At 67.3% G+C, this 17,965-nt stretch carries 19 protein-coding genes and 1 pseudogene; 8 read left to right on the forward strand and 12 right to left on the reverse strand.

Translation table 11 applies throughout. The annotated features are described in order from the left end of the window. Nucleotides 1–71 precede the first annotated feature (71 nt). A complete protein-coding gene (locus FDZ84_RS12165) occupies nucleotides 72–647 on the reverse strand; it encodes a hypothetical protein (protein ID WP_168585984.1) in 576 nt (191 codons plus the stop codon). Between the two features lie 252 nt (nucleotides 648–899). Between FDZ84_RS12165 and FDZ84_RS12170 the strand changes: the two genes are divergently transcribed. From FDZ84_RS12170 to FDZ84_RS12190, 5 genes are read left to right on the forward strand one after another with little or no spacing between them, the layout of a single operon-like run. Then, on the forward strand, nucleotides 900–2,591 hold the full coding sequence (locus FDZ84_RS12170) for a BCCT family transporter (protein ID WP_168585985.1): 1,692 nt from the start codon (nucleotides 900–902) through the stop codon (nucleotides 2,589–2,591). Between the two features lie 6 nt (nucleotides 2,592–2,597). Then, nucleotides 2,598–3,245, forward strand: a complete 648-nt coding sequence (locus FDZ84_RS12175; protein WP_168585986.1) for an ABC transporter permease — start codon at nucleotides 2,598–2,600, stop codon at nucleotides 3,243–3,245. Beyond that, nucleotides 3,238–4,422 (forward strand): ABC transporter ATP-binding protein, encoded by a 1,185-nt coding sequence (locus tag FDZ84_RS12180; RefSeq protein WP_168585987.1) that lies wholly within the window; start codon nucleotides 3,238–3,240, stop codon nucleotides 4,420–4,422. Before FDZ84_RS12175 ends, FDZ84_RS12180 begins: the two co-directional genes overlap by 8 nt. After that, nucleotides 4,419–5,186, forward strand: coding sequence for an ABC transporter permease (locus FDZ84_RS12185; protein ID WP_168585988.1), 768 nt, complete (start codon nucleotides 4,419–4,421; stop codon nucleotides 5,184–5,186). The genes FDZ84_RS12180 and FDZ84_RS12185 overlap by 4 nt, the downstream gene beginning before the upstream one ends. Continuing rightward, nucleotides 5,183–6,196, forward strand: a complete 1,014-nt coding sequence (locus FDZ84_RS12190) for a glycine betaine ABC transporter substrate-binding protein (RefSeq protein ID WP_168585989.1) — start codon at nucleotides 5,183–5,185, stop codon at nucleotides 6,194–6,196. The genes FDZ84_RS12185 and FDZ84_RS12190 overlap by 4 nt, the downstream gene beginning before the upstream one ends. A 123-nt stretch (nucleotides 6,197–6,319) precedes the next feature. Here FDZ84_RS12190 and FDZ84_RS40630 read toward each other — a convergent pair. The 7 genes and pseudogenes from FDZ84_RS40630 to FDZ84_RS12220 all read right to left on the reverse strand — a co-directional run. Continuing rightward, nucleotides 6,320–6,496, reverse strand: a pseudogene (locus tag FDZ84_RS40630) (helix-turn-helix domain-containing protein); the annotation flags it as partial. A gap of 90 nt (nucleotides 6,497–6,586) precedes the next feature. Further along, nucleotides 6,587–7,045 (reverse strand): hypothetical protein, encoded by a 459-nt coding sequence (locus FDZ84_RS12195; protein WP_168585990.1) that lies wholly within the window; start codon nucleotides 7,043–7,045, stop codon nucleotides 6,587–6,589. After that, the gene (locus tag FDZ84_RS12200) at nucleotides 7,045–7,857 is read right to left on the reverse strand and encodes a hypothetical protein (RefSeq protein ID WP_168585991.1); all 813 of its coding nucleotides are present in this window, start codon (nucleotides 7,855–7,857) and stop codon (nucleotides 7,045–7,047) included. Before FDZ84_RS12200 ends, FDZ84_RS12195 begins: the two co-directional genes overlap by 1 nt. Continuing rightward, on the reverse strand, nucleotides 7,857–8,108 hold the full coding sequence (locus tag FDZ84_RS12205; protein WP_168585992.1) for a hypothetical protein: 252 nt from the start codon (nucleotides 8,106–8,108) through the stop codon (nucleotides 7,857–7,859). Before FDZ84_RS12205 ends, FDZ84_RS12200 begins: the two co-directional genes overlap by 1 nt. A gap of 256 nt (nucleotides 8,109–8,364) precedes the next feature. Next, the gene (locus FDZ84_RS12210; protein WP_168585993.1) at nucleotides 8,365–8,658 is read right to left on the reverse strand and encodes a hypothetical protein; all 294 of its coding nucleotides are present in this window, start codon (nucleotides 8,656–8,658) and stop codon (nucleotides 8,365–8,367) included. 190 nt (nucleotides 8,659–8,848) lie between these two features. Then, on the reverse strand, nucleotides 8,849–9,034 hold the full coding sequence (locus tag FDZ84_RS12215; RefSeq protein ID WP_168585994.1) for a hypothetical protein: 186 nt from the start codon (nucleotides 9,032–9,034) through the stop codon (nucleotides 8,849–8,851). 7 nt (nucleotides 9,035–9,041) lie between these two features. Then, nucleotides 9,042–9,230, reverse strand: a complete 189-nt coding sequence (locus FDZ84_RS12220) for a hypothetical protein (protein WP_168585995.1) — start codon at nucleotides 9,228–9,230, stop codon at nucleotides 9,042–9,044. Between the two features lie 299 nt (nucleotides 9,231–9,529). On the opposite strand from FDZ84_RS12220, the gene FDZ84_RS12225 reads away from it, so the two are divergent. Continuing rightward, a complete protein-coding gene (locus FDZ84_RS12225) occupies nucleotides 9,530–10,684 on the forward strand; it encodes a helix-turn-helix domain-containing protein (RefSeq protein ID WP_246868959.1) in 1,155 nt (384 codons plus the stop codon). A 240-nt stretch (nucleotides 10,685–10,924) separates the two neighbouring features. Here the strand turns inward: FDZ84_RS12225 and FDZ84_RS12230 are convergent, their stop codons facing one another. Further along, nucleotides 10,925–11,524: a DUF6474 family protein gene (locus FDZ84_RS12230; protein ID WP_371812844.1), complete on the reverse strand. Its 600-nt coding sequence runs from the start codon at nucleotides 11,522–11,524 to the stop codon at nucleotides 10,925–10,927. Nucleotides 11,525–11,650: 126 nt separating this feature from the next. On the opposite strand from FDZ84_RS12230, the gene FDZ84_RS12235 reads away from it, so the two are divergent. Together FDZ84_RS12235 and FDZ84_RS12240 are read left to right on the forward strand one after the other, a co-directional pair. After that, nucleotides 11,651–13,285, forward strand: coding sequence for a TM0106 family RecB-like putative nuclease (locus FDZ84_RS12235; protein ID WP_168585997.1), 1,635 nt, complete (start codon nucleotides 11,651–11,653; stop codon nucleotides 13,283–13,285). 164 nt (nucleotides 13,286–13,449) lie between these two features. Further along, a complete protein-coding gene (locus tag FDZ84_RS12240) occupies nucleotides 13,450–15,198 on the forward strand; it encodes an N-acetylmuramoyl-L-alanine amidase (RefSeq protein ID WP_371812845.1) in 1,749 nt (582 codons plus the stop codon). Between the two features lie 561 nt (nucleotides 15,199–15,759). Here FDZ84_RS12240 and FDZ84_RS12250 read toward each other — a convergent pair. From FDZ84_RS12250 to FDZ84_RS12255, 3 genes are all read right to left on the reverse strand, one after another. Beyond that, nucleotides 15,760–16,518: an SDR family NAD(P)-dependent oxidoreductase gene (locus tag FDZ84_RS12250; protein ID WP_168585998.1), complete on the reverse strand. Its 759-nt coding sequence runs from the start codon at nucleotides 16,516–16,518 to the stop codon at nucleotides 15,760–15,762. Nucleotides 16,519–16,622: 104 nt separating this feature from the next. Beyond that, nucleotides 16,623–16,745, reverse strand: coding sequence for a hypothetical protein (locus FDZ84_RS39980; RefSeq protein ID WP_256413681.1), 123 nt, complete (start codon nucleotides 16,743–16,745; stop codon nucleotides 16,623–16,625). 253 nt (nucleotides 16,746–16,998) lie between these two features. Continuing rightward, nucleotides 16,999–17,961, reverse strand: a complete 963-nt coding sequence (locus tag FDZ84_RS12255; RefSeq protein WP_168585999.1) for an aldo/keto reductase — start codon at nucleotides 17,959–17,961, stop codon at nucleotides 16,999–17,001. Nucleotides 17,962–17,965: the final 4 nt, after the last annotated feature.

The raw sequence follows: 17,965 nt of genomic DNA on the forward strand, positions 1-17,965 counted from the left end.
GTTTGCTTGAAATCTCCTGTGCGTATGAGTTATTCGCGCGCGAAAGCGGCGAAATGACGAATGCGCGACGATCAGATGGCGTAATCCACTTGATCGACAAGAGATTCCGGAGGCCCGCGACGGGCATGTATTCGCTGGTAGATCAGCTGCGCCAGGGCACGCACCGTGACGACGGTGACGCACACCGTGCGCGGCTCCGTGACGATCGGTGACGGAGTCGACCGGCGGGGCAGGATTGCTCCGAGCAGGCGGGAGACTACGAAGAGTGCCCGCTCCGCGTGCGCCATTACGAGTCCGGTCAGCAGCACCACTGCGATGTGCCCGAGGGTCATTGCCAGTGGTGAGAATGGCATCCCGGGGTACCCGGCGCCGTCCTGATGACCCGCCACGACCTGCAAAAATACGTGAAGTGCCAGCTGGGTGACGCTCAAGGCCACTAGAATGCCCCACGACCCACGCTTGCGATCAGCGAGCGCCACACCGGCACCGGCCAGCAGGCCGGTGATCACCACGGTCGTTCCCGGATCGGGTAACGACCCGCCCGCGGCCGCGTGCGCGGCCACGGACAGTGACGCCGACGTGGTGGCCAAACCGGCACCGCGCAGGACGCGTAGCGCGCCCAGCGTAGGTGTGAGTCTGGCTGCCACAGCAGGCAAGTCTAGGTGTCGGTTCGGCCACGCTGACCGCAGGTGAGCTTGCCTTGTTCATCCGATTGGGTCACGGTTTACGGGTTGCAGACGGTCCGGAGCTACCACCTGCACACATGCTGGCTCGATTAGTTCCAGATCGTCGTAACCGACGACGGAGAGGAGGGGGCGTCGCCGAAAGTGGCGCCGAAACCTGTGTCGACCGAAACAAAACGAAGTGGTGACCCCGCTGAGGGCCACCATAAAACTGCATTGAACGGAACCCCCGAGTTCCTTGGAAAGCCGAGAACGGACTGGGTCGTCTTCGGCGTCACCGCGGCCATCATGTTCGCCGTGGTCTTCTGGGGAGCACTGGGGACTGACACGTTGAGCGCTGCCTCGTCGGCCGCGCTGACCTGGTTGCTCACCAACACGGGCTGGGGCTTCGTGCTGGCGGCCACTGGGTTCGTCATCTTCGCCCTGTTCCTGGCCTTCAGCAAGTACGGCCGGATCCCGCTCGGGAAGGACGGCGAGCAGCCGGAGTTCCGGACGGTGTCCTGGATCGCCATGATGTTCAGCGCCGGTATGGGCATCGGGTTGATGTTCTTCGGCGTTAGCGAGCCGCTCGGCCACTTCGTCTCGCCGCCGCCGGGGACGGTGCCCGGCGAGAGCGAAGAGGCCATCAAGACGGCCATGGCGACCTCGCTGTTCCACTGGACGCTGCACCCGTGGGCGATCTACGCGGTGGCGGGTCTGGCGATCGCCTACAGCGCCTTCCGCCGCGGCCGCCGCCAGACGATCAGCGGCGTGTTCATCCCGCTGATCGGCAAGAAGAACGCGGAGGGGTGGGTCGGCAAGCTGATCGACATCCTCGCGCTGTTCGCGACGCTGTTCGGGTCCGCCGCCTCGCTGGGCGTCGGCACCCTGCAGATCCGCAGCGGCTTGGAGGCCGCCGAATGGCTCCCCAAGGACTCGGCCAGCGGCGCCGTGATGGTGGGGATCATCGCGATCCTGACGCTCTGCTTCATCCTGTCCGCGGTGTCGGGTGTCGAGAAGGGCATCCAGTGGCTGTCCAACATCAACATGGTGCTGGCGGCCCTGCTCGCGCTCTTCGTGTTCATCCTGGGCCCGACGGTGTTCATCCTCGACCTGCTGCCCACCTCGGTGGGGTCCTACATCAGCGAGTTCGGCGAGATGGCCTCGCGGGCCGGTGCCACCGGCGGCGACGAGATGCAGAGCTGGCTGGCGAGCTGGACCGTCTTCTACTGGGCGTGGTGGATCTCGTGGACGCCGTTCGTCGGCATGTTCATCGCGCGCATCAGCCGCGGCCGCACGATCCGGCAGTTCGTCGCCGGCGTGCTGCTGGTGCCGAGCGGGGTCAGCCTGATCTGGTTCGCGATCTTCGGCGGTGCCTCGATCGACGCCCAGAAGTCGGGCGCCAACGTCTACGGCGAAGGCTCCGCGGAGGCGCAGACCTTCGACGTGCTGGGGACCATGCCGTGGGCCACCGTCACCTCGGTGCTGGTGATGATCCTGGTGGCGATCTTCTTCGTCTCCGGGGCCGACGCCGCGTCGATCGTGATGGGCACCCTGTCCCAGCGGGGCGCCATCGAGCCCAGCAAGTGGGTGGTCATCTTCTGGGGTGCCGCGACCGGCGCCGTGGCCGCGATCATGCTGGTCATCGGCACCACCGGAGGTGATGAGGAGAAGGCGCTGGACGGCATCCAGAACCTGACCTTCATCGGGGCGCTCCCGTTCGCCATCGTCATGGTGTTCATGTGTTTGGCCCTGCTCAAGGACCTGCGCAGCGACGACATGACGTTGCGCGACGCCAAGGGCGCCGAAGTGCTGGAGCAGGCCGTCATCTTGGGCACCGAGGAACACGACGGCGAGTTCCAGCTGGTGACCACGCCGGCGGAGGCCGACGAGGCCACCGCGGCGGTGCCTGCGGGTGGAAAAGAGTAAGCAAGCGTGAACCTCCTGGACTACGTCGCATCCAGGTGGCAATCGCTGCTGGTGGACTCCTACCAGCACGCCAGCATGGTGGTGCAGTGCATCGTGCTGGCGACGATCGTCGGCGTCCTGGTCGGGGTTGCGGTCTACCGCAGCCCCGCCGGGGCGGCGATCGCCACCGCTGCGTCCAGCGCGATCCTGACCATCCCGTCGTTCGCCCTGTTCGGCCTGCTCATCCCCGTGCTGGGGCTGGGCGTGGCGCCGTCGGTGGTGACCCTGGTGCTCTACGCGCTGCTGCCGATCATCCGCAACACCATCGTCGGATTGTCTACAGTCGACCAGTCGATCTTGGATGCCGCGCGCGGCATCGGCATGAGCCGCTTCGGCGTGCTGACGCGCGTCGAACTGCGGCTGGCCTGGCCCGCGATCCTCGCGGGCATGCGGGTGAGCACCCAGATGCTGATGGGCATCGCCGCCATCGCCGCCTACGCCAAGGGCCCCGGTCTGGGCAACCTGATCTTCAGCGGGCTGAACCAGCTGGGCGGCGCGAACGCGCTGAACATGGCCATCGCCGGCACCGTCGGGGTGATCATCCTCGCGCTGCTGCTGGACGCCGTCTTCGTGCTGATCGGGCGGTTGACGACTTCGAGAGGTATTCGTGGCTGACGACAACTACACCCCGGCCAGCGGGCACGGCGTCGAGATCTGCCTTGAGGAGGTCTCAAAGCGCTACCCCGGGCAGAAGCTGTCCGCGGTGGAGTCGGTGACCATGACCATCCCGGCCGGTGAGACGGTGGTGCTGGTCGGCCCGTCCGGCAGCGGCAAGACCACCACCATGCGGATGATCAACCGGTTGATCGAACCCACGTCCGGCAAGATCACCATCGGCGGCCAGGACGTGCTCGGCCTCGACCCGGACAAGCTGCGCCGCGAGATCGGCTACTCGATCCAGCAAGCCGGCCTGTTCCCGCACCTGACCGTCGGCGAGAACGTCGGCATAGTGCCCGGCCTGGTCGGCTGGGACAAGAAGCGGATCCGCGAGCGCGTCGACGAGATGCTCGACCTGGTCAACCTGGACCCAGCCGAGTACCGGGACCGCTACCCGCGGCAGCTCTCGGGCGGCCAGCAGCAGCGCGTCGGCGTGGCACGGGCGCTGGCGGCCAACCCGCCGGTGCTGCTGATGGACGAGCCCTTCGGCGCCGTGGACCCGATCACCCGAGGTGTGCTGCAGGACGAACTGATGCGCCTGCAGGCAGACCTGGGCAAGACGATCGTGTTCGTGACGCACGACTTCGACGAGGCGGTCAAGATCGGCGACCGCATCGCAGTGCTGGGCGAGCGCTCCAAGATCCTGCAGTACGACACGCCGGAGGCCATCCTGGCCAACCCGGCCGACGACACCGTGGCCGGCTTCGTCGGCGCCGGTGCCGCGCTCAAGCAGCTCACCCTGCGGCGCGTCCGCGAGATCGAGGTGGGCCAGGTTCCCACCGCCACCATCGACGAGTCGCCGACGGTGCTGAAGGAGCGGTTGGGTACCCGCCGCGGCGCGATCGGCCTGGTGCTCGACAGGCGCAACCGCCCGCTGCGCTGGGCGACCGCCCGCGAGGCCGGCGCGGTGTCCGCTCTGGACCGGGCCGGGCGGCCGGTGGAGGACAGCGTGTCGCTGGCCTCGACGCTGCAGGACGCGCTGGAAGCGATCCTCACCGACGACGACGGCGTCGCCGCGGTCACCGGGTCCCGCGGCGAGTACGTCGGCGTGGTCGACATCGACACGGTGATGAACACGATCAAGGCGCTGCGCGAGGAGCACGCCGACGACGAACCGACCGGGGCTCGGTCATGAGCAGCCAGTTCGCTTCGGACTCCGGATCCCGCAGGGCGGAGCGGCTGCGGCTGATGGCGCAGCCGGTCGCGGTCGTGGCGCTGGTCGCCGGGGTGCTGGGCTGGGCGTTCACCCATGACAACGACGAGGTGACCGCGCGCAGCATCAACTCGACCACGATCCTGAGCCTGACCTGGACGCACTTCCTGCTCAGCCTCGCTGTCGCGGTGATCGTGATCCTGGTGGCGGTGCCGCTGGGCGTGGTGCTCAGCCGCGGCTGGGCGCGCCCGGCGGTGCCGCTGGTAATCGGCCTCGCCAACATCGGCCAGGCCGCGCCCTCGGTGGGTCTGCTGGTGCTGTTCTTCCTGATCACCGGCGGCTCGACCGGATTCTGGATCGCGGTGCTGCCGATCGCCTGCTATGCGCTGCTGCCGGTGCTGCGCAACACCATCGTCGGGTTGCAGCAGGTCGATCCTTCGCTGATCGACGCTGGCCGCGGGATCGGCATGTCGGCGACGGGCGTGCTGGCGCGCATCGAGCTGCCGCTGGCGGTGCCCTACATCCTGGCCGGGCTGCGCACCTCGCTGGTGCTAGCCGTCGGCACCGCCACGCTGGCGCTGTTCGTCGGCGCGGGCGGGCTTGGCGAGATGATCAACACCGGCTACAAGCTGAACGACTGGACCGTCATGGTCGTCGGCGCGGTGCTGGCGATGTCGCTGGCGCTGCTGGTGGACTGGCTGGGCGCGCTGGCCGAGACGTACCTGTCGCCGAAAGGGTTGCGATGAACCGCGAGACGTCGCGCCGAGGCGCGCTCAAGCTGGCCTCGCTGGCGGCCACCAGCGTGCTGCTGGCCGGTTGCGGCCTGAGCTCCGGCGGCTCGGTGCCGCTGGCGGTCGCGCCCGGCGCCATCCAGCCGGTCCCCGAGCTGCAGGGCGTCACGATCATCGTCGGGTCCAAGGACTTCACCGAGCAGCTGGTGCTCGGCTACATCGCCGAATTCGCGCTGACCGCGGCCGGCGCCGACGTCCGGGACCTGACCAGCATCGTCGGTTCGGCCAGCGCCCGGAAGGCGTTGGAGAGCGACCAGATCGACATCCTGTGGGAATACACCGGGTCATCCTGGATCAGCTACAACGGCAACACCGACCCGATCCCGGACGCCCGCGCCCAGTACGAGGCGGTCAAGAAGCTGGACCTGGAGCGCAACGGCGTCGCCTGGACCGCGATCACCTACAACGTGGACAACACGTACGCGTTCGCGGTCAACCAGGACGCGGCGCGGCGGTTGGGCGTGGAGAAACTCTCCGACATCCCGAAGATCATCGCGGAGAAGCCGGACGAGGCCTCGTTCTGCGTGGACACCGAGTTCGCCAGCCGCAACGACGGCATGCCCGGGGTGGAGAAGGAGTACGGCTTCACCGCGGACCGGTCGAAAATGAAGGTGCTTACCGAGGGCAGCATCTACCAGGCCACCCAGAACGGGACCTGCACCTTCGGCGAGGTGTTCACCACCGACGGGCGGATCCGGGCGCTGAACCTGAAGGTGCTGGCGGACGACCGCCAGTTCTTCCCGCGGTACAACGTCGGCATCACCACCCGCGACGAGCTGCTCAAGCGGTACCCGCAGATCACGAGCGTCTTCGAGCCGGTTTCGGCGAAGTTGACGAACGCGGAGCTGCTGAAGATGAACGCCCAGGTGGACGTCGACGGCCGGGACCCGGCGGACGTCGCCCGCGAGTGGATGGTCCAGCAGGGCCTGGTGAAGCTCCCGGGCGGCGAAGCCACCGGCCGCTAGCGCGATCGGAAGGAAGAGGTGCAGGACGCCTTCCGGCGGCTCGCGGCATGCTCGGCTGAAGGTCGTGCCGCTAGCTGCGGTCGTGCCGCTAGCTGCGCTTAGGCGCCACACGGACCCTCCAGACCCGCGAAGTGGTGTATGGCTCTCCAGCAAGAGGGTATAGACGAAGTGCTTCGAACGGCCGAGCCTCGCTGCTATGGCTGGAACCCGTTCTCCTTCGAGGTACTCTTGCGCTACTTTCGCACTGAGCCTTGCTCGCCGTTCGCCGACTATCGGCTCGCCCGGTGTTAACCTCTCCATTGCTTCTCCGAATGACTGCTAATGCGGCGGAGGCCCCGCTAGGCCTCCGCTAGGCCAACAGGAACCGAGACGGGGCCAGCCTCGTACGTGTTAGTCCTCCGGTCTACCGTGGTCGCCTTTCTGCTCAGACTCCCAGAATTCCATAACTTCGGGGTCGCCTTTTTGGTCGGGGTCCCAGAGTTCGATCACTTGGTCGAGATCGTAGACGAAATAGATGGGCTTGTAGCCGCTTTCCTTGAGCTGGATAAAGACGTCTTGGGTGGTCTGCTTGTGTTGTTCTTCGTCGCTGCGAGGGCCCCGGACTGTTAGGACGCGCGGCATTTCTTTAAAGGGTATTCCGTGGTCTTCGTCGGCCTCGCTGTCGAGATTGTTTTGGAGCGCCAACTCAAAAGTGACAGAGTGGCCACTCTCCAGAGCGCGGATTGCCCTGTAGTCGGCATAGGGTTTTTCGATCGGTTCGAACTTGAGTCCTATGATTCGCTCGATATGTTCTACAGTACCTTCCGGGTCGCCTTGGTCGGCGAAGTAGACTTCAAAGTAGCTTGCCATTACCCTTCTCGTTTCCAGTCGAAGTCGAAGACCTTGCCCCAAACTCTGACTCGTGAAAGTTTGTCAGCGTTCTCGGGGGCGTTCAGGTATGCCTTAAGTCCGTTGAGCGCTTCCTCTGGAGTCAGGCCTGTTTTTCGTCCATCGATAATTACATCTGGACTTTGTCCTCCTTTGTTCTGCGATTTGCGAATCATTTTCTTGACGGTCTTGCGTGTCGGTATCTGGCCGTCTTTCTGCTGCAATGTCTTGAACTCTACGAGACTACCGTTGACGGTGGCGTCGGCGGTACGGTCATCCTTACCGTGCGGGACGCGGCGCACGATGTTCGGGCCAGTCTGGGCGAGCCGTTCGGCAACCGACCGCTCGTCGGAACTGAACCTCGTTTCGTCTGTGGTTCCGTTGTCTTCGATTCTGCCGGGCCATGTTGCGGGGTCGCCGGTGACTCCAGCCGGTAGCGGTTGCGGTTTGGATATCGACGGTTTTGGTAGGCGGTCGTATGGTTTTTCGGTTTGGGTGCTGGCCGTCGGGTTGGAAGTGTTCGCGGGACGGTGGCCTCCGGTGTTTCCGTGGTGATGGCTGCTCGTGTCTTGGATTGTGGTTCGGAGGTTCGCGAGGGTTCGCACGATGTCGGCTGCGGTCTCTGCGATGCGGTGCGCTTCGCTGACGAGTTCGTCGTTGGTGCCGAGGATTCCGGCGAGTTGGTCCCGGAGGGCTTCGATGGTGTCGCACAGTGCGTTGGCTTCGTTCAGTGGCACGGCGTCAGCGGTCAGACGGAGGTTTTCCGCCTGACCGCTGATTGTTTGGTCATTCATCACTGCTGGTGGTATGCGGCCTTGTCGATGACCATCTGCCGCAGGTGTTCGAGCCCGGCCGAGACGGTGCCCACTTCGTTGGAGACGGCGCTGATCTGGCCGTGCAACTCTTGGGCGCTGGAGGTGTCTCCGAGGATGCCAGCGACCTGCTGTGCCATGGATTCGAGCTGTCCTCTGATCGCTTCGGCCTGGTCGATGGGCACCTCGTCGGCCAAGGCTTGCAGCTGCTGTGCCTGTTCAGCAATGGACATGGATTACTCCTCATTCTGGGTGTTCACTGTGGACGATTGGTGAGGTTTGGATGCCTGGCCAAGGCAGCGGTACGGGGGTTGTCGCGCCTTGGCCAGGCGCGGCCCGGTGCCTCGAAGGGGATCGGCGGCGAGGGCACCGGACCGGACTTGTGAGCGGCTTCGCGCCGCAATGGCCCGTGTTCGGGCGGTTGTTTCGGGGTGTGGTTCCGGTGCGGGTGCCGGTCGGGGGGCGGACTGACGGCACCCGCACCGGGGCTTACGGGGAATGGGCGTGTGCGGCCGCGCAGAAGCGGCAGCCCACTGGGTATACGCGGGCGTGGCTGGGGGCGTCGCTGCCGAGGATCCGCTTGCCGCAGCGGGTCACGCCGTTGTGGGTTGCGTGACGCTCGTGTGTGATGCGGTGGTGGTCGGTCCACACGTCGGCGTGCTCGATGTCGTCGCCGTTGTCGGTGTTCTCGGGGAACCAATAAACCGGCGAGGACGCAAGTTCGCGGAGCATGACGGCGTGTGGGGTGCGAACCGAAAGTCCGGCCATCGTGATCGCGGTCATCGGGCCGCTGCCCTTCTGCGCAGTCGCGCGAGTTCGGCAGGGCAGAACGAGCACGGCGTTGGCGCGGGACGCTGCGGGTTAGGTGGGAACAAGCTGGTGAGGGGAACACCGCACAGGGCGCGGGTCGCTCCGCTCCGGATCGCGTGGGCGATGTTGTTCAGGCTGATCAGCGTCCGGAACGAAAGAGAGCTCACTGCGGGCTCACCACCCCGGCGGCCGGTTGTTGCGGGGCCTGGTCGGTGGTCATCCATGCGGGGCCGTGGGCGTCGTGCTCGTGCTGGCCGACCACGGTGGGGTCCGGGTCGGTGAACAGGCATCGTTTGGCGGAGCACCGCCACGTGGTGGCGCAGTCGGGCGCAAACGTTCGGTGCGGCATGGCAGCCTCACAGGTTCTGGTCAGAGGGTTTGGGTTGGAACACGAGGTGCTCGGGCGGCCAGCACGGCCAGCAGTCCCCGGCGATAGCGGTACCGGCATCGGGAAGCGCGATCACACGCCCGCACCGGGTGTTGGCGTCGGTGCGGTATTGGCGAACTCCCGTCCAGTCCACCCACGTCCAGGTTGAGGCGGTCATGGCTGGGTCACCGCCGGCCGAACCGCAGGTCCGGATAGCGCTTGACCACTAGAGACCGTTTCCCCTGGTACCGGCCACATAGTGAGCACTCCACTCAAGCGCGATTACTTTCGGTGTTCGCTTGATTACGAAGCTAATTAGAGGGGCTCGTGTGCGTGGAGTGACAGCAAAGTGACAGTGAGCGCTAGCGGTGTCGGTTGGCGGTTGCGGGCACGTACGCTGTTGCTGCCGTGGTTCAACGTAAGGAGGCCAACATGCCCCCCGCTGCGTCAGGCTTAAGGATCGGCGAACGCGTAGCGATGGCGCGTAAGGTCGCGGGCCTCAATCAACACGCACTGGCCCAACGAGCCAGCTACAGCACGAGCATGGTTCGAGCAGTCGAACAAGGTCGCGAACCGGCTTCGCCTGCGTTCGTCGCTGCGGTCGCGCGAGCGCTCAACATCGAGACTGAGCAACTGTACGGGCAGCCTTACCGTGATCTACTTGACGACGACGGCGGCATTCCTGGCCTGGCGGAACTAAGAACGTTGTTTGCGGAGGGCGCTTATATCCGGGCTGTAGAGCCGGGTCCGATTGATGAGATCCTCGGTGAGCTAGAACTCGTTCGTAAAATGCGACGGAGTGACAAGGCTCGTCAAGCAATTGAACACATGCCCGTCTTGCTTCGGCAGATTTGCGGCATGGTGGAGAACGCCACCTCGGACAAGGATCGAGAGGAAGCATTTCGGCTGCTAGCGCAAGCATTCGCAAACACTGGACAGATGGTGTCTCGCTTCGGCTGGATGACACTCGGGACTCAGGCTGTCGATCGGATGGAGGTCGCCGCTGAGAAAGCTGGCGACCCGGATTTGCTGGCTCATGCCGCGCAGCAACGTTCGCTGCTCTTGCTCTCGTACGCTGCATACGACACTGGCGAAACTTTGGTCGGTCGGTCGCTCGATCTGCTCGACGGGCGGCCGGACATTGAGCCAGTTCTCGCACTTCGGGGTTCTGCTCACCTGCGCGGCGCCATTCTGTCTGCACGTAACAACAACACAGACAGCGCACGTGAGCACATCGCCGAAGCTCGCTCGATCGGCGCGAAGATCGGCCACACGTCCTCCGCTTATGACACGAGTTTCGGCCCTGGTAACGTTGAAATCCACGCTGTTGCGGTATCGCTTGAGATCGGAGATCCGGGCCGTGCCGCGCGCGATGGCTCGGCGTTGCAAATTCCCGCGGACGTTCACTCGACGCGAGTTGGTCACCATTGGCAAGATGTTGCTCGGGCGTGGGTGCTGTCTGGGGAGCATTCCAAGGCGCTGCAAGCGCTGAACAAGGCTCGGCGGGTGGCTCCGCAACAGACGCGTTATCACCCGCAGGTACATGAGACCGCGCGTGCGATCGCGCTCGCGGAGCGTCGGAAGTCCGATAGCATCGCCAACTTCACTACCTGGCTGGGGCTCAAGGTCTGATGACGTAGCAGCACAGCGCCCCCGCTTCAGGCGGGGGCTTTCTGTGTATGGACGGCACCAATCGGATCGGGTGCTTCGCATGACGAAGTGTCGTTGAGCGCTGGCGCGTCTCTTCGGGTGCTTCGACCCGACGATCGGGGGTAGCGGCTGGCTGTTCAGCGTGGCAAGTTCCCGGATAGCAGACCCGCCGGTCTTGCTGGGTGGACTTTTAAGCTGTTCTTACGGTCACGCGCTGGGGCGCTAGCGCCTGGATCGGGCGACGCCGAAGCGGGTGAGCAGGTCGTCCTCGATCTGCCCCAGCTCCGCGTCGACGGCGCGGTGCGCCGACCTCCGCCGCTGCGCGGGCATCCGCTCCGCGGCCCGCACCGCGCTGGTCAGCTGTTCCAGCCGCTTCGCCGTCCGCTCCGCGTATCGCTCCGCGACGACCGCCTCCTCGGTGCTCGCCGACTGCTCGCGCAGCTCGCCCAGCGCACCGGCGTCGCTGGCGATCCGCGCGTGCAGCGCCGCGCCCCGGCCGGTGAAGCTGCCCAGCTCGTCCACCGGCACCCCGAGCCGACGCGCTCGCATTCGCTCGTAGCGCTCGCGTGCCACCGACACCGCGTGGAGCGCGAACGGCGCGATCACCGGGCCGACCACCTTGGCCACTCCGATGATCTTCTTGGCGTTGCCTGGGGTGATGCGCCCGTGCTCGCCCTTCTTGATGGCTTTGGCGGCCTTCTTGTCCGCCTTCTTCGCCTGCTTGACCGCCTTGTAAGAGCCGGTCGTGCCCTTCTTCCGGATCTTGCGCCCGGGAGTGCGTTTCCTCACCGCGGCCGACACCTCCCCTTCCAGCAGTTCCACTGCGATCACCTTAAGTCCGGCCGCCGTGCGGTACGACATCTGACGGTGTTCTGGTGAGTACGGTGCGTAGTCGTTATCACCGGGGTGATGGGCGCGCCTGTCAGAGCGACGGCATACCCTTCACACGTGAAGGACAAGGTGCTGCTCGACGCGGGCGTCGTAACACGGTGCCGTCGACGCGTGCACCTGGAGAACGATCCCGCGCAGGACGAACCGCCCGCGCAGTTGGATCTGGGCATCGAGCAGCGCATCGCCGACGCCGCGGAACACCGCCGGTACGTCGCGAAACTGCTGCACAACACGCTCGGCAAGGACTGGGCGGAGATCCCGCGCGGCGTTACGGCCAGCCGCGAGGAGTTGACGCTCGCCGCGATGCGCGCGGGCACGCCCTATATCTCCTCCGCGCAGCTGCCCGCCGACGTGCCTGGCGGTCGCCGCGGTTCGGTCGACCTGCTGGTGCGCTGCGGCGACGGTTACGTACCGGTGCTGGTGGTGCGGCACAAGATCACCGATCCGGGGAATGGCGCCCGCGCCCGGGTATCGCCGATCGATCGGCCGGTGCCGGAGGCCGCCCGGAACGACCCGGCCCGCAAGGTTCGTGCGCAGCCGCGCGACCAGCTGCGCCTGGCGCACGCCGTGCGGCTGTTGCAGGCGTGCGGGATGGGGGCGGCGACGCGCGTCGGTGGCGTGATCGGCGTCGAGGCCGACGCGGTGCTGTGGCACGACCTGGACGTGCCGAACTGGCCCGGCGGCCGGACCGCGCTTGCCGAGTACGAGGCGCGCTTCGCCGACCGGTTGGCGGTGGCCACGGCGGCCGCAACAGGGGCCGAGCCGCTCGCGCTGCCGTCCCGGATCACCGAGTGCAAGGGCTGCCCGTGGTGGCCGTCCTGCGAATCGCAGCTGCGCGAGAACCGCGACGTCAGCCTGGTGGTGCGCGGCGAGGACGCGGTCGCGCTGCGCGACGTCGGGGTGTCCACAGTGGATGAATTGGCCGCGATGCCGCTGGCGGAGGCGGAATCGCTGCCGCTGACCGGGGTCCGCAACACCGACGCGATCCTGCTCGCCAAGGCCTGGCTGCAGAACCTGCCGCTGGTGCGGCGGGTTCGCGATCTGGCGGTGCCGCGCGCGGACGTGGAAGTCGACGTGGACATGGAGAGCTACGCCGACGCCGGGGCTTACCTGTGGGGCTGCTGGCTGTCCGGAGCGGACATCGACGAGGAGCCCGGCTACCGGGCGTTCGTCAGCTGGGAGCCGCTGCCGTCCGACGACGAGGCGCTGTCCTTCGCGGAGTTCTGGACGTGGTTCGGCTCGGTGCGCCGCCGCGCGTACGAGCGGGGCCTGAGCTTCCGCGCCTACTGCTACAACGAGCTCGCGGAGAACCGCTGGATGCTCGCCTCGGCCGAGCGGTTCGCCGGGAAGCCGGGGGTGCCGTCGGTGGCGGAGGTGCGCGAGTTCATCAACTCGGCCGAGTGGGTTGACCTGTTCGCCTTGGTGCGGGAGCAGTTCCTGTGCCCGAACGGCAAGGGCCTGAAGGTGATCGCGCCGAGCGCCGGGTTCGGCTGGCGGGACGCCGAGGCCAGCGGCGAGAACTCGATGCGCTGGTACCGCGACGCGGTGGGCCTGGGCGGCGGCGAGCCGGAGCTGTCCCAGCGGGACCGGATTCTCCGCTACAACGAGGACGACGTCCGAGCGACCTGGACGATCCGTGGCTGGATGACCTCCGGAGCGGCCAACGAGATCCCCTACGCGGCCGACCTCTGACACCTGTACCGCGTCGGCTGTCCGGCGCGGTCAAGCGGTGATCTTCGCCCGCGACGGACACGAACAGTGACCATTGTGGACTAGTTTTTCGCCCAATCGGGTTAATATCTCTGTGGTCGCTGCTTCCCCCGCGACCGTTCGTGATCGTTCGGTAAGGGAGTAGCGTGATCCGTCGATGTCTTGCTGCGCTGATCGTGGTCATTTCCGCGGGTGTCGCAGCGCCGTCCGCAATGGCCGAGCCGCCTTCGAAGAAGGTGTCCGTCGAACGCGTGCCGCTCGCCGACGGTGCACCTGAAGTTCCCGGCAAGGGAAGAGAAATCCGCCGGTCCAAGCCGTTCGCGATGGCCGCCCTGCGGTGGAACGGCAAGAACCCGGACCTCGTCGAGGTGCAGGCGCAGCACCTCGACGGCACCTGGGGCGAGTGGGTGCGGCTGCCCGCCGTGGACGGCCAGGACCGCGGCCGACCGGGTAAGAACCAGGCGAGCGAAGCGGCCTGGCTCGGCGACTCGACGGCGATCCGGGTGCGCGCCGAATCCGGCGGCGCCCCGATCGACGCGAAAACCGCGTCCGTGCTGCTGATCGACCCCGGAACCGCGCAGACCGCGAGCACCGCCGCGAAGCCCGCCGTGATCAGCCGCGCCGAATGGGGCGCCGACGAGTCGCTGCGCACCCAGTGCTTCCAGCAGCAGGGCGTCGGCGTCGAGTACGGCGACACGGTCAAGGCCGCGATCGTCCACCACACCGCGGGCACCAACGACTACACAGCGGCCGACTCCGCGCGCATCGTGCGCGGCATCTACGCCTACCACGCGAGCGAACTGCAGTGGTGCGACATCGGCTACAACGTGCTGGTCGACAAGTTCGGGCAGGTCTTCGAAGGGCGCTACGGCGGCCTGGAACTCCCGGTGTGGGGCGCGCACGCGCAGGGCTTCAACAAGGACACGGTGGGCGTGTCGATGCTCGGCGAGTTCACCTCGGTGTCGCCCAGCGCGACGCAGCTGGAATCGGTGGCGCAGGTCCTGGCGTGGAAGCTCGCCGGCAACTACCGCGATCCGCTCGGCCAGGTCACGATGGTGTCCGGCTTCGGGGGATCGTCCGCGAAGTACCCGCTCGGGACCGAGGTGACCCTGCCGGTGATCCACGGCCACCGCGACGTCGGCTACACCGAGTGCCCCGGCAACCTGGCCTACCAGGAACTCCCAGCCCTGCGGCAGCGGGTGGCCGAGCTGATGGGCGACTGGACCGCGGGCGCGATCTACCAGAAGTGGCAGGCCACTGGCGCTGACGCGGGCCCGCTGGGCGGCGTCTACGAACTGGAGCGGGACGCCGCCGGCGGCGGGCGCCAGGCCACCTTCGCGGACGGCGCCAAGTCCGCGTACTGGTCCCCGGCCACCGAAGCGTCGCTGATCCAAGGCATGATCCGGGACAAGTGGCGGGAGCTCGGCGCGGAGACCGGGGTGCTGGGCTACCCGCGCACCGACGAACTGTCCACACCGGACAGTGACGGACGTTACAACCACTTCGCCGGTGCCGACGGTTCGATCTACTGGACGCCGTGGACCGGGGCGCACGAGATCCGCGGCCTCATCAGGGCGAAGTGGGCGCAGCTCGGGTGGGAGAACGGCCCGCTGGGCTACCCGCGCACCGACGAGCTGGGCACGCCCGACGGGGTGGGGCGCTACAACCACTTCGACCGGTCGAACGGTTCGGTCTACTGGACGCCGGGCACCGGCGCGCACGAGATCCGCGGGGCGATCAAGGACCGCTGGGCGCAACTGGGCTGGGAGCGGTCGTACCTGGGCTACCCGACCAGCGACGAGTACGCGGTCCCGGGCGGGCGCCGAAGCGACTTCCAGTACGGCTACGTCGTGTGGGACGCCGCGACCGGCAACGTCACCGACCGGCGGTACTGACGCGCAACGCACCGGGTGCCCCGGACCGCACACGGTCCGTGGCACCCGGTGCGAAACTCGAGCGTTGTCGGTCCCGGCGCCCGATACGGTGACATTGCCGCAACGGGTTTCGGCGCGGTACGAGCGCTGAGGAGGCAGGCCGTTAGTGACCTTTCCCAGGTCCAGCGGCGGAAGTCGAGCCGCTCGGCCAGCGGCGGTACCTGCGTCGAGGGCGACCGACGACAACTGCTCGGCGGGCCAGCTCATCACCCTGATGTCGGAGAGGCACACCCCGGCGGCGGTCACCTTCAGCAGCACCTGCCCGGGCCCCCGGCTCGGGTTTCGGGACCTCGACAACCACCGGAGCCGCCCAGACCTGCTGGTACTAAACGGCTTTCATGGTCCCGCCCATGACCGAGCTCCCTTCACGTTCATCCTATCGGGGTACCCTCCGGCGAATCGGCTCCAGGCGCAGCACGGCTGCACGCGACTCCCGAGGATTGGGGCGATTTCGCGCGAAATCGCCGCTGGTCCTGCGTGGGTGGTGGCGATTTCGCGCGAAATCGCCACCACTGCCCAGCGTTACCGCGGCGCCATCCGCAGCGCGCCGTCCATCCGGATGACCTCGCCGTTGAGGTAGTCGTGCCCGACGATGTCCACCGCGAGCTGCGCGAAGTCATCGGGCGTGCCCAGCCGCTTCGGGAACGGCACGCTCTCGGCCAGCCCGGTGCGGAACTCCTCGCTGATGGTGGCCAGCATCGGCGTGTCCACGATGCCCGGCGCGATGGTCATCACCCGGATGCCGGAAGAGGACAGGTCGCGTGCGGCCGACAGCGTCAGGCTCGCTACGCCGCCCTTGGACGCGGCGTACGCCGCCTGCCCGATCTGCCCGTCGAAGGCGGCGACCGAGGCGGTGTTGATCACGACGCCGCGCTGGCCCTGCTGGTCGGGTTCCGTCTGGCCGATGGCGGCCGCGGCCAGCCGCAGCACGTTGAAGGTGCCGATCAGGTTGATCTCGATGACCTTGCGGAACAGGTCGAAGTCGTGCGGGCCCTTGCGCCCGACGATCCGCGCCGACGGCGCGATGCCCGCGCAGTTCACCACGATCCGCAGCGGGTTCCCAGCGCCGGCGGCCTGCTCGACGGCGGTCTGCACCTGGTCCGCGTCGGTGACGTCGGCGGCCGTGTAGGTGACGCCGTCAACAACCGGCGCCTTGGCCACCGCGTTCGGCAGGTCCACCGCGAACACGTGCGCGCCGCGCGACGCGAGTGCTCGGGCTGTGGCCGCGCCAAGGCCGGAAGCCCCGCCTGTGACGATCGCCACGGTGTCGGTGATCAGCATCTGCTCGTTCCTTTGCGTTCGTTCCTGGTGTCCCGGCATGTCTAACACCTCGGAACGGTCGCAACCAGCACCGGACGCGGAACGGGCAGGCGGCGAAACGGCGGTCAGCGATGGCGGTGCACCCGTCGCTGCGAGGTCGCCTCGACGAACGCCAGCAGCGCGACCAGCGGCAGCGCGGCCAGCAACGCGAGGCCGACGAACATTGCGGCGATCCCGATCAGCTCCATGTGAAGAGCGTGGTCCGCGTGCCCGGCCCGGCGCGTCTGCCACCGGTGGCATTCTGCGATCCGTCCGAGCGAAAACCGCGATCACCGACCGTCGCCGCACCCCCCGCGGCCCCGTGCTGGGAGCGTGATCCGTCTCGGTGCCAGATGACGGGCAATTCTCACGAAATCCACTGCCACCTGCGGGAATGCGTGTGCGGAGCCCTCGCCGTCGTCATCCGGGGATGACGCCGTTCCTCGCCGAACCGACCGCTTGCTAACGCTGCGTGGGCGGGCAGATCGCGTCGATGGCGTCCAGATCGGCCTGGGAAGGACGCCACTCGCCGGCCGCCGCGTTCGCCCGGACCTGATCCGGGGTGGTCGCGCCGCTGATCACCGAACCGACCACCTCCTGCGCCGCCAGCCAGCCGACCGCCACCGCCGTCATCGGGAGACCCCGCTGCACGGCGAAGGCGCGCAGCTGCTCGATGTGCTCCCACGGCGCGTCCGCCAGCATCTGGTTCCGGTTCGCCAACCGGCTGCCTGCGGGCGGCTCCTGGTCCTGCCGGTACTTGCCGGTTAGCAGCCCGTTGGCCAGCGGGAAGTACGGGATGATCCCGACGCCGAACCGCTTGCAGGCCGGGATCACCTCGCGCTCGGCCTCCCGCGCCAGCAGCGAGTAGTGGTTCTGCGCCGACACCGGCGTGGTCAGCCCGGCCGAGGACGCCGTCCACGACGCGTCGGCGAGCTCCCAACCCGCGAGGTTGCAGTGCCCGAGGTAGCGGATCTTGCCCTCGCGGATCAGGTCGTCGAGCACCGAGAGGGTTTCCGCCATCGGCGTCAACCGGTCCGGCCGGTGCAGCTGGTAGAGGTCGATCCAGTCGGTGCCCAGCCGCCGCAGCGACGACTCGACGGCGCGCCGCACGTAGCGCCGGGAACCGCGCGCGGTGAAGTCGGGGCCGTTGCCGCCCTGCATGTCCATGCCGAACTTGGTGGCGATGATGGCGTGTTCGCGACGGCCGGACAGCGCCTGCCCGAGCAGTTCCTCGCTGCGCCCGCGCGGCGAGCCGTACACGTCGGCCACGTCGAAGAAGGTGATCCCAGCGTCGAGCGCGGCGTCCACCACGGCTCGCGCGCCGGCCAGGGACTCGGTGGCCGTTCCGGGACGGCCGAGGTTGTTGCAACCGAGACCGACCGCGCTTACCACCAGACCGGATTCGCCCAGGCGTCGCTGTTCCACGGCT

Origin of the sequence: Saccharopolyspora sp. ASAGF58 (assembly GCF_012277335.1) — a bacterium.
In the GTDB taxonomy this organism is placed as follows: domain Bacteria; phylum Actinomycetota; class Actinomycetes; order Mycobacteriales; family Pseudonocardiaceae; genus Saccharopolyspora; species Saccharopolyspora hattusasensis.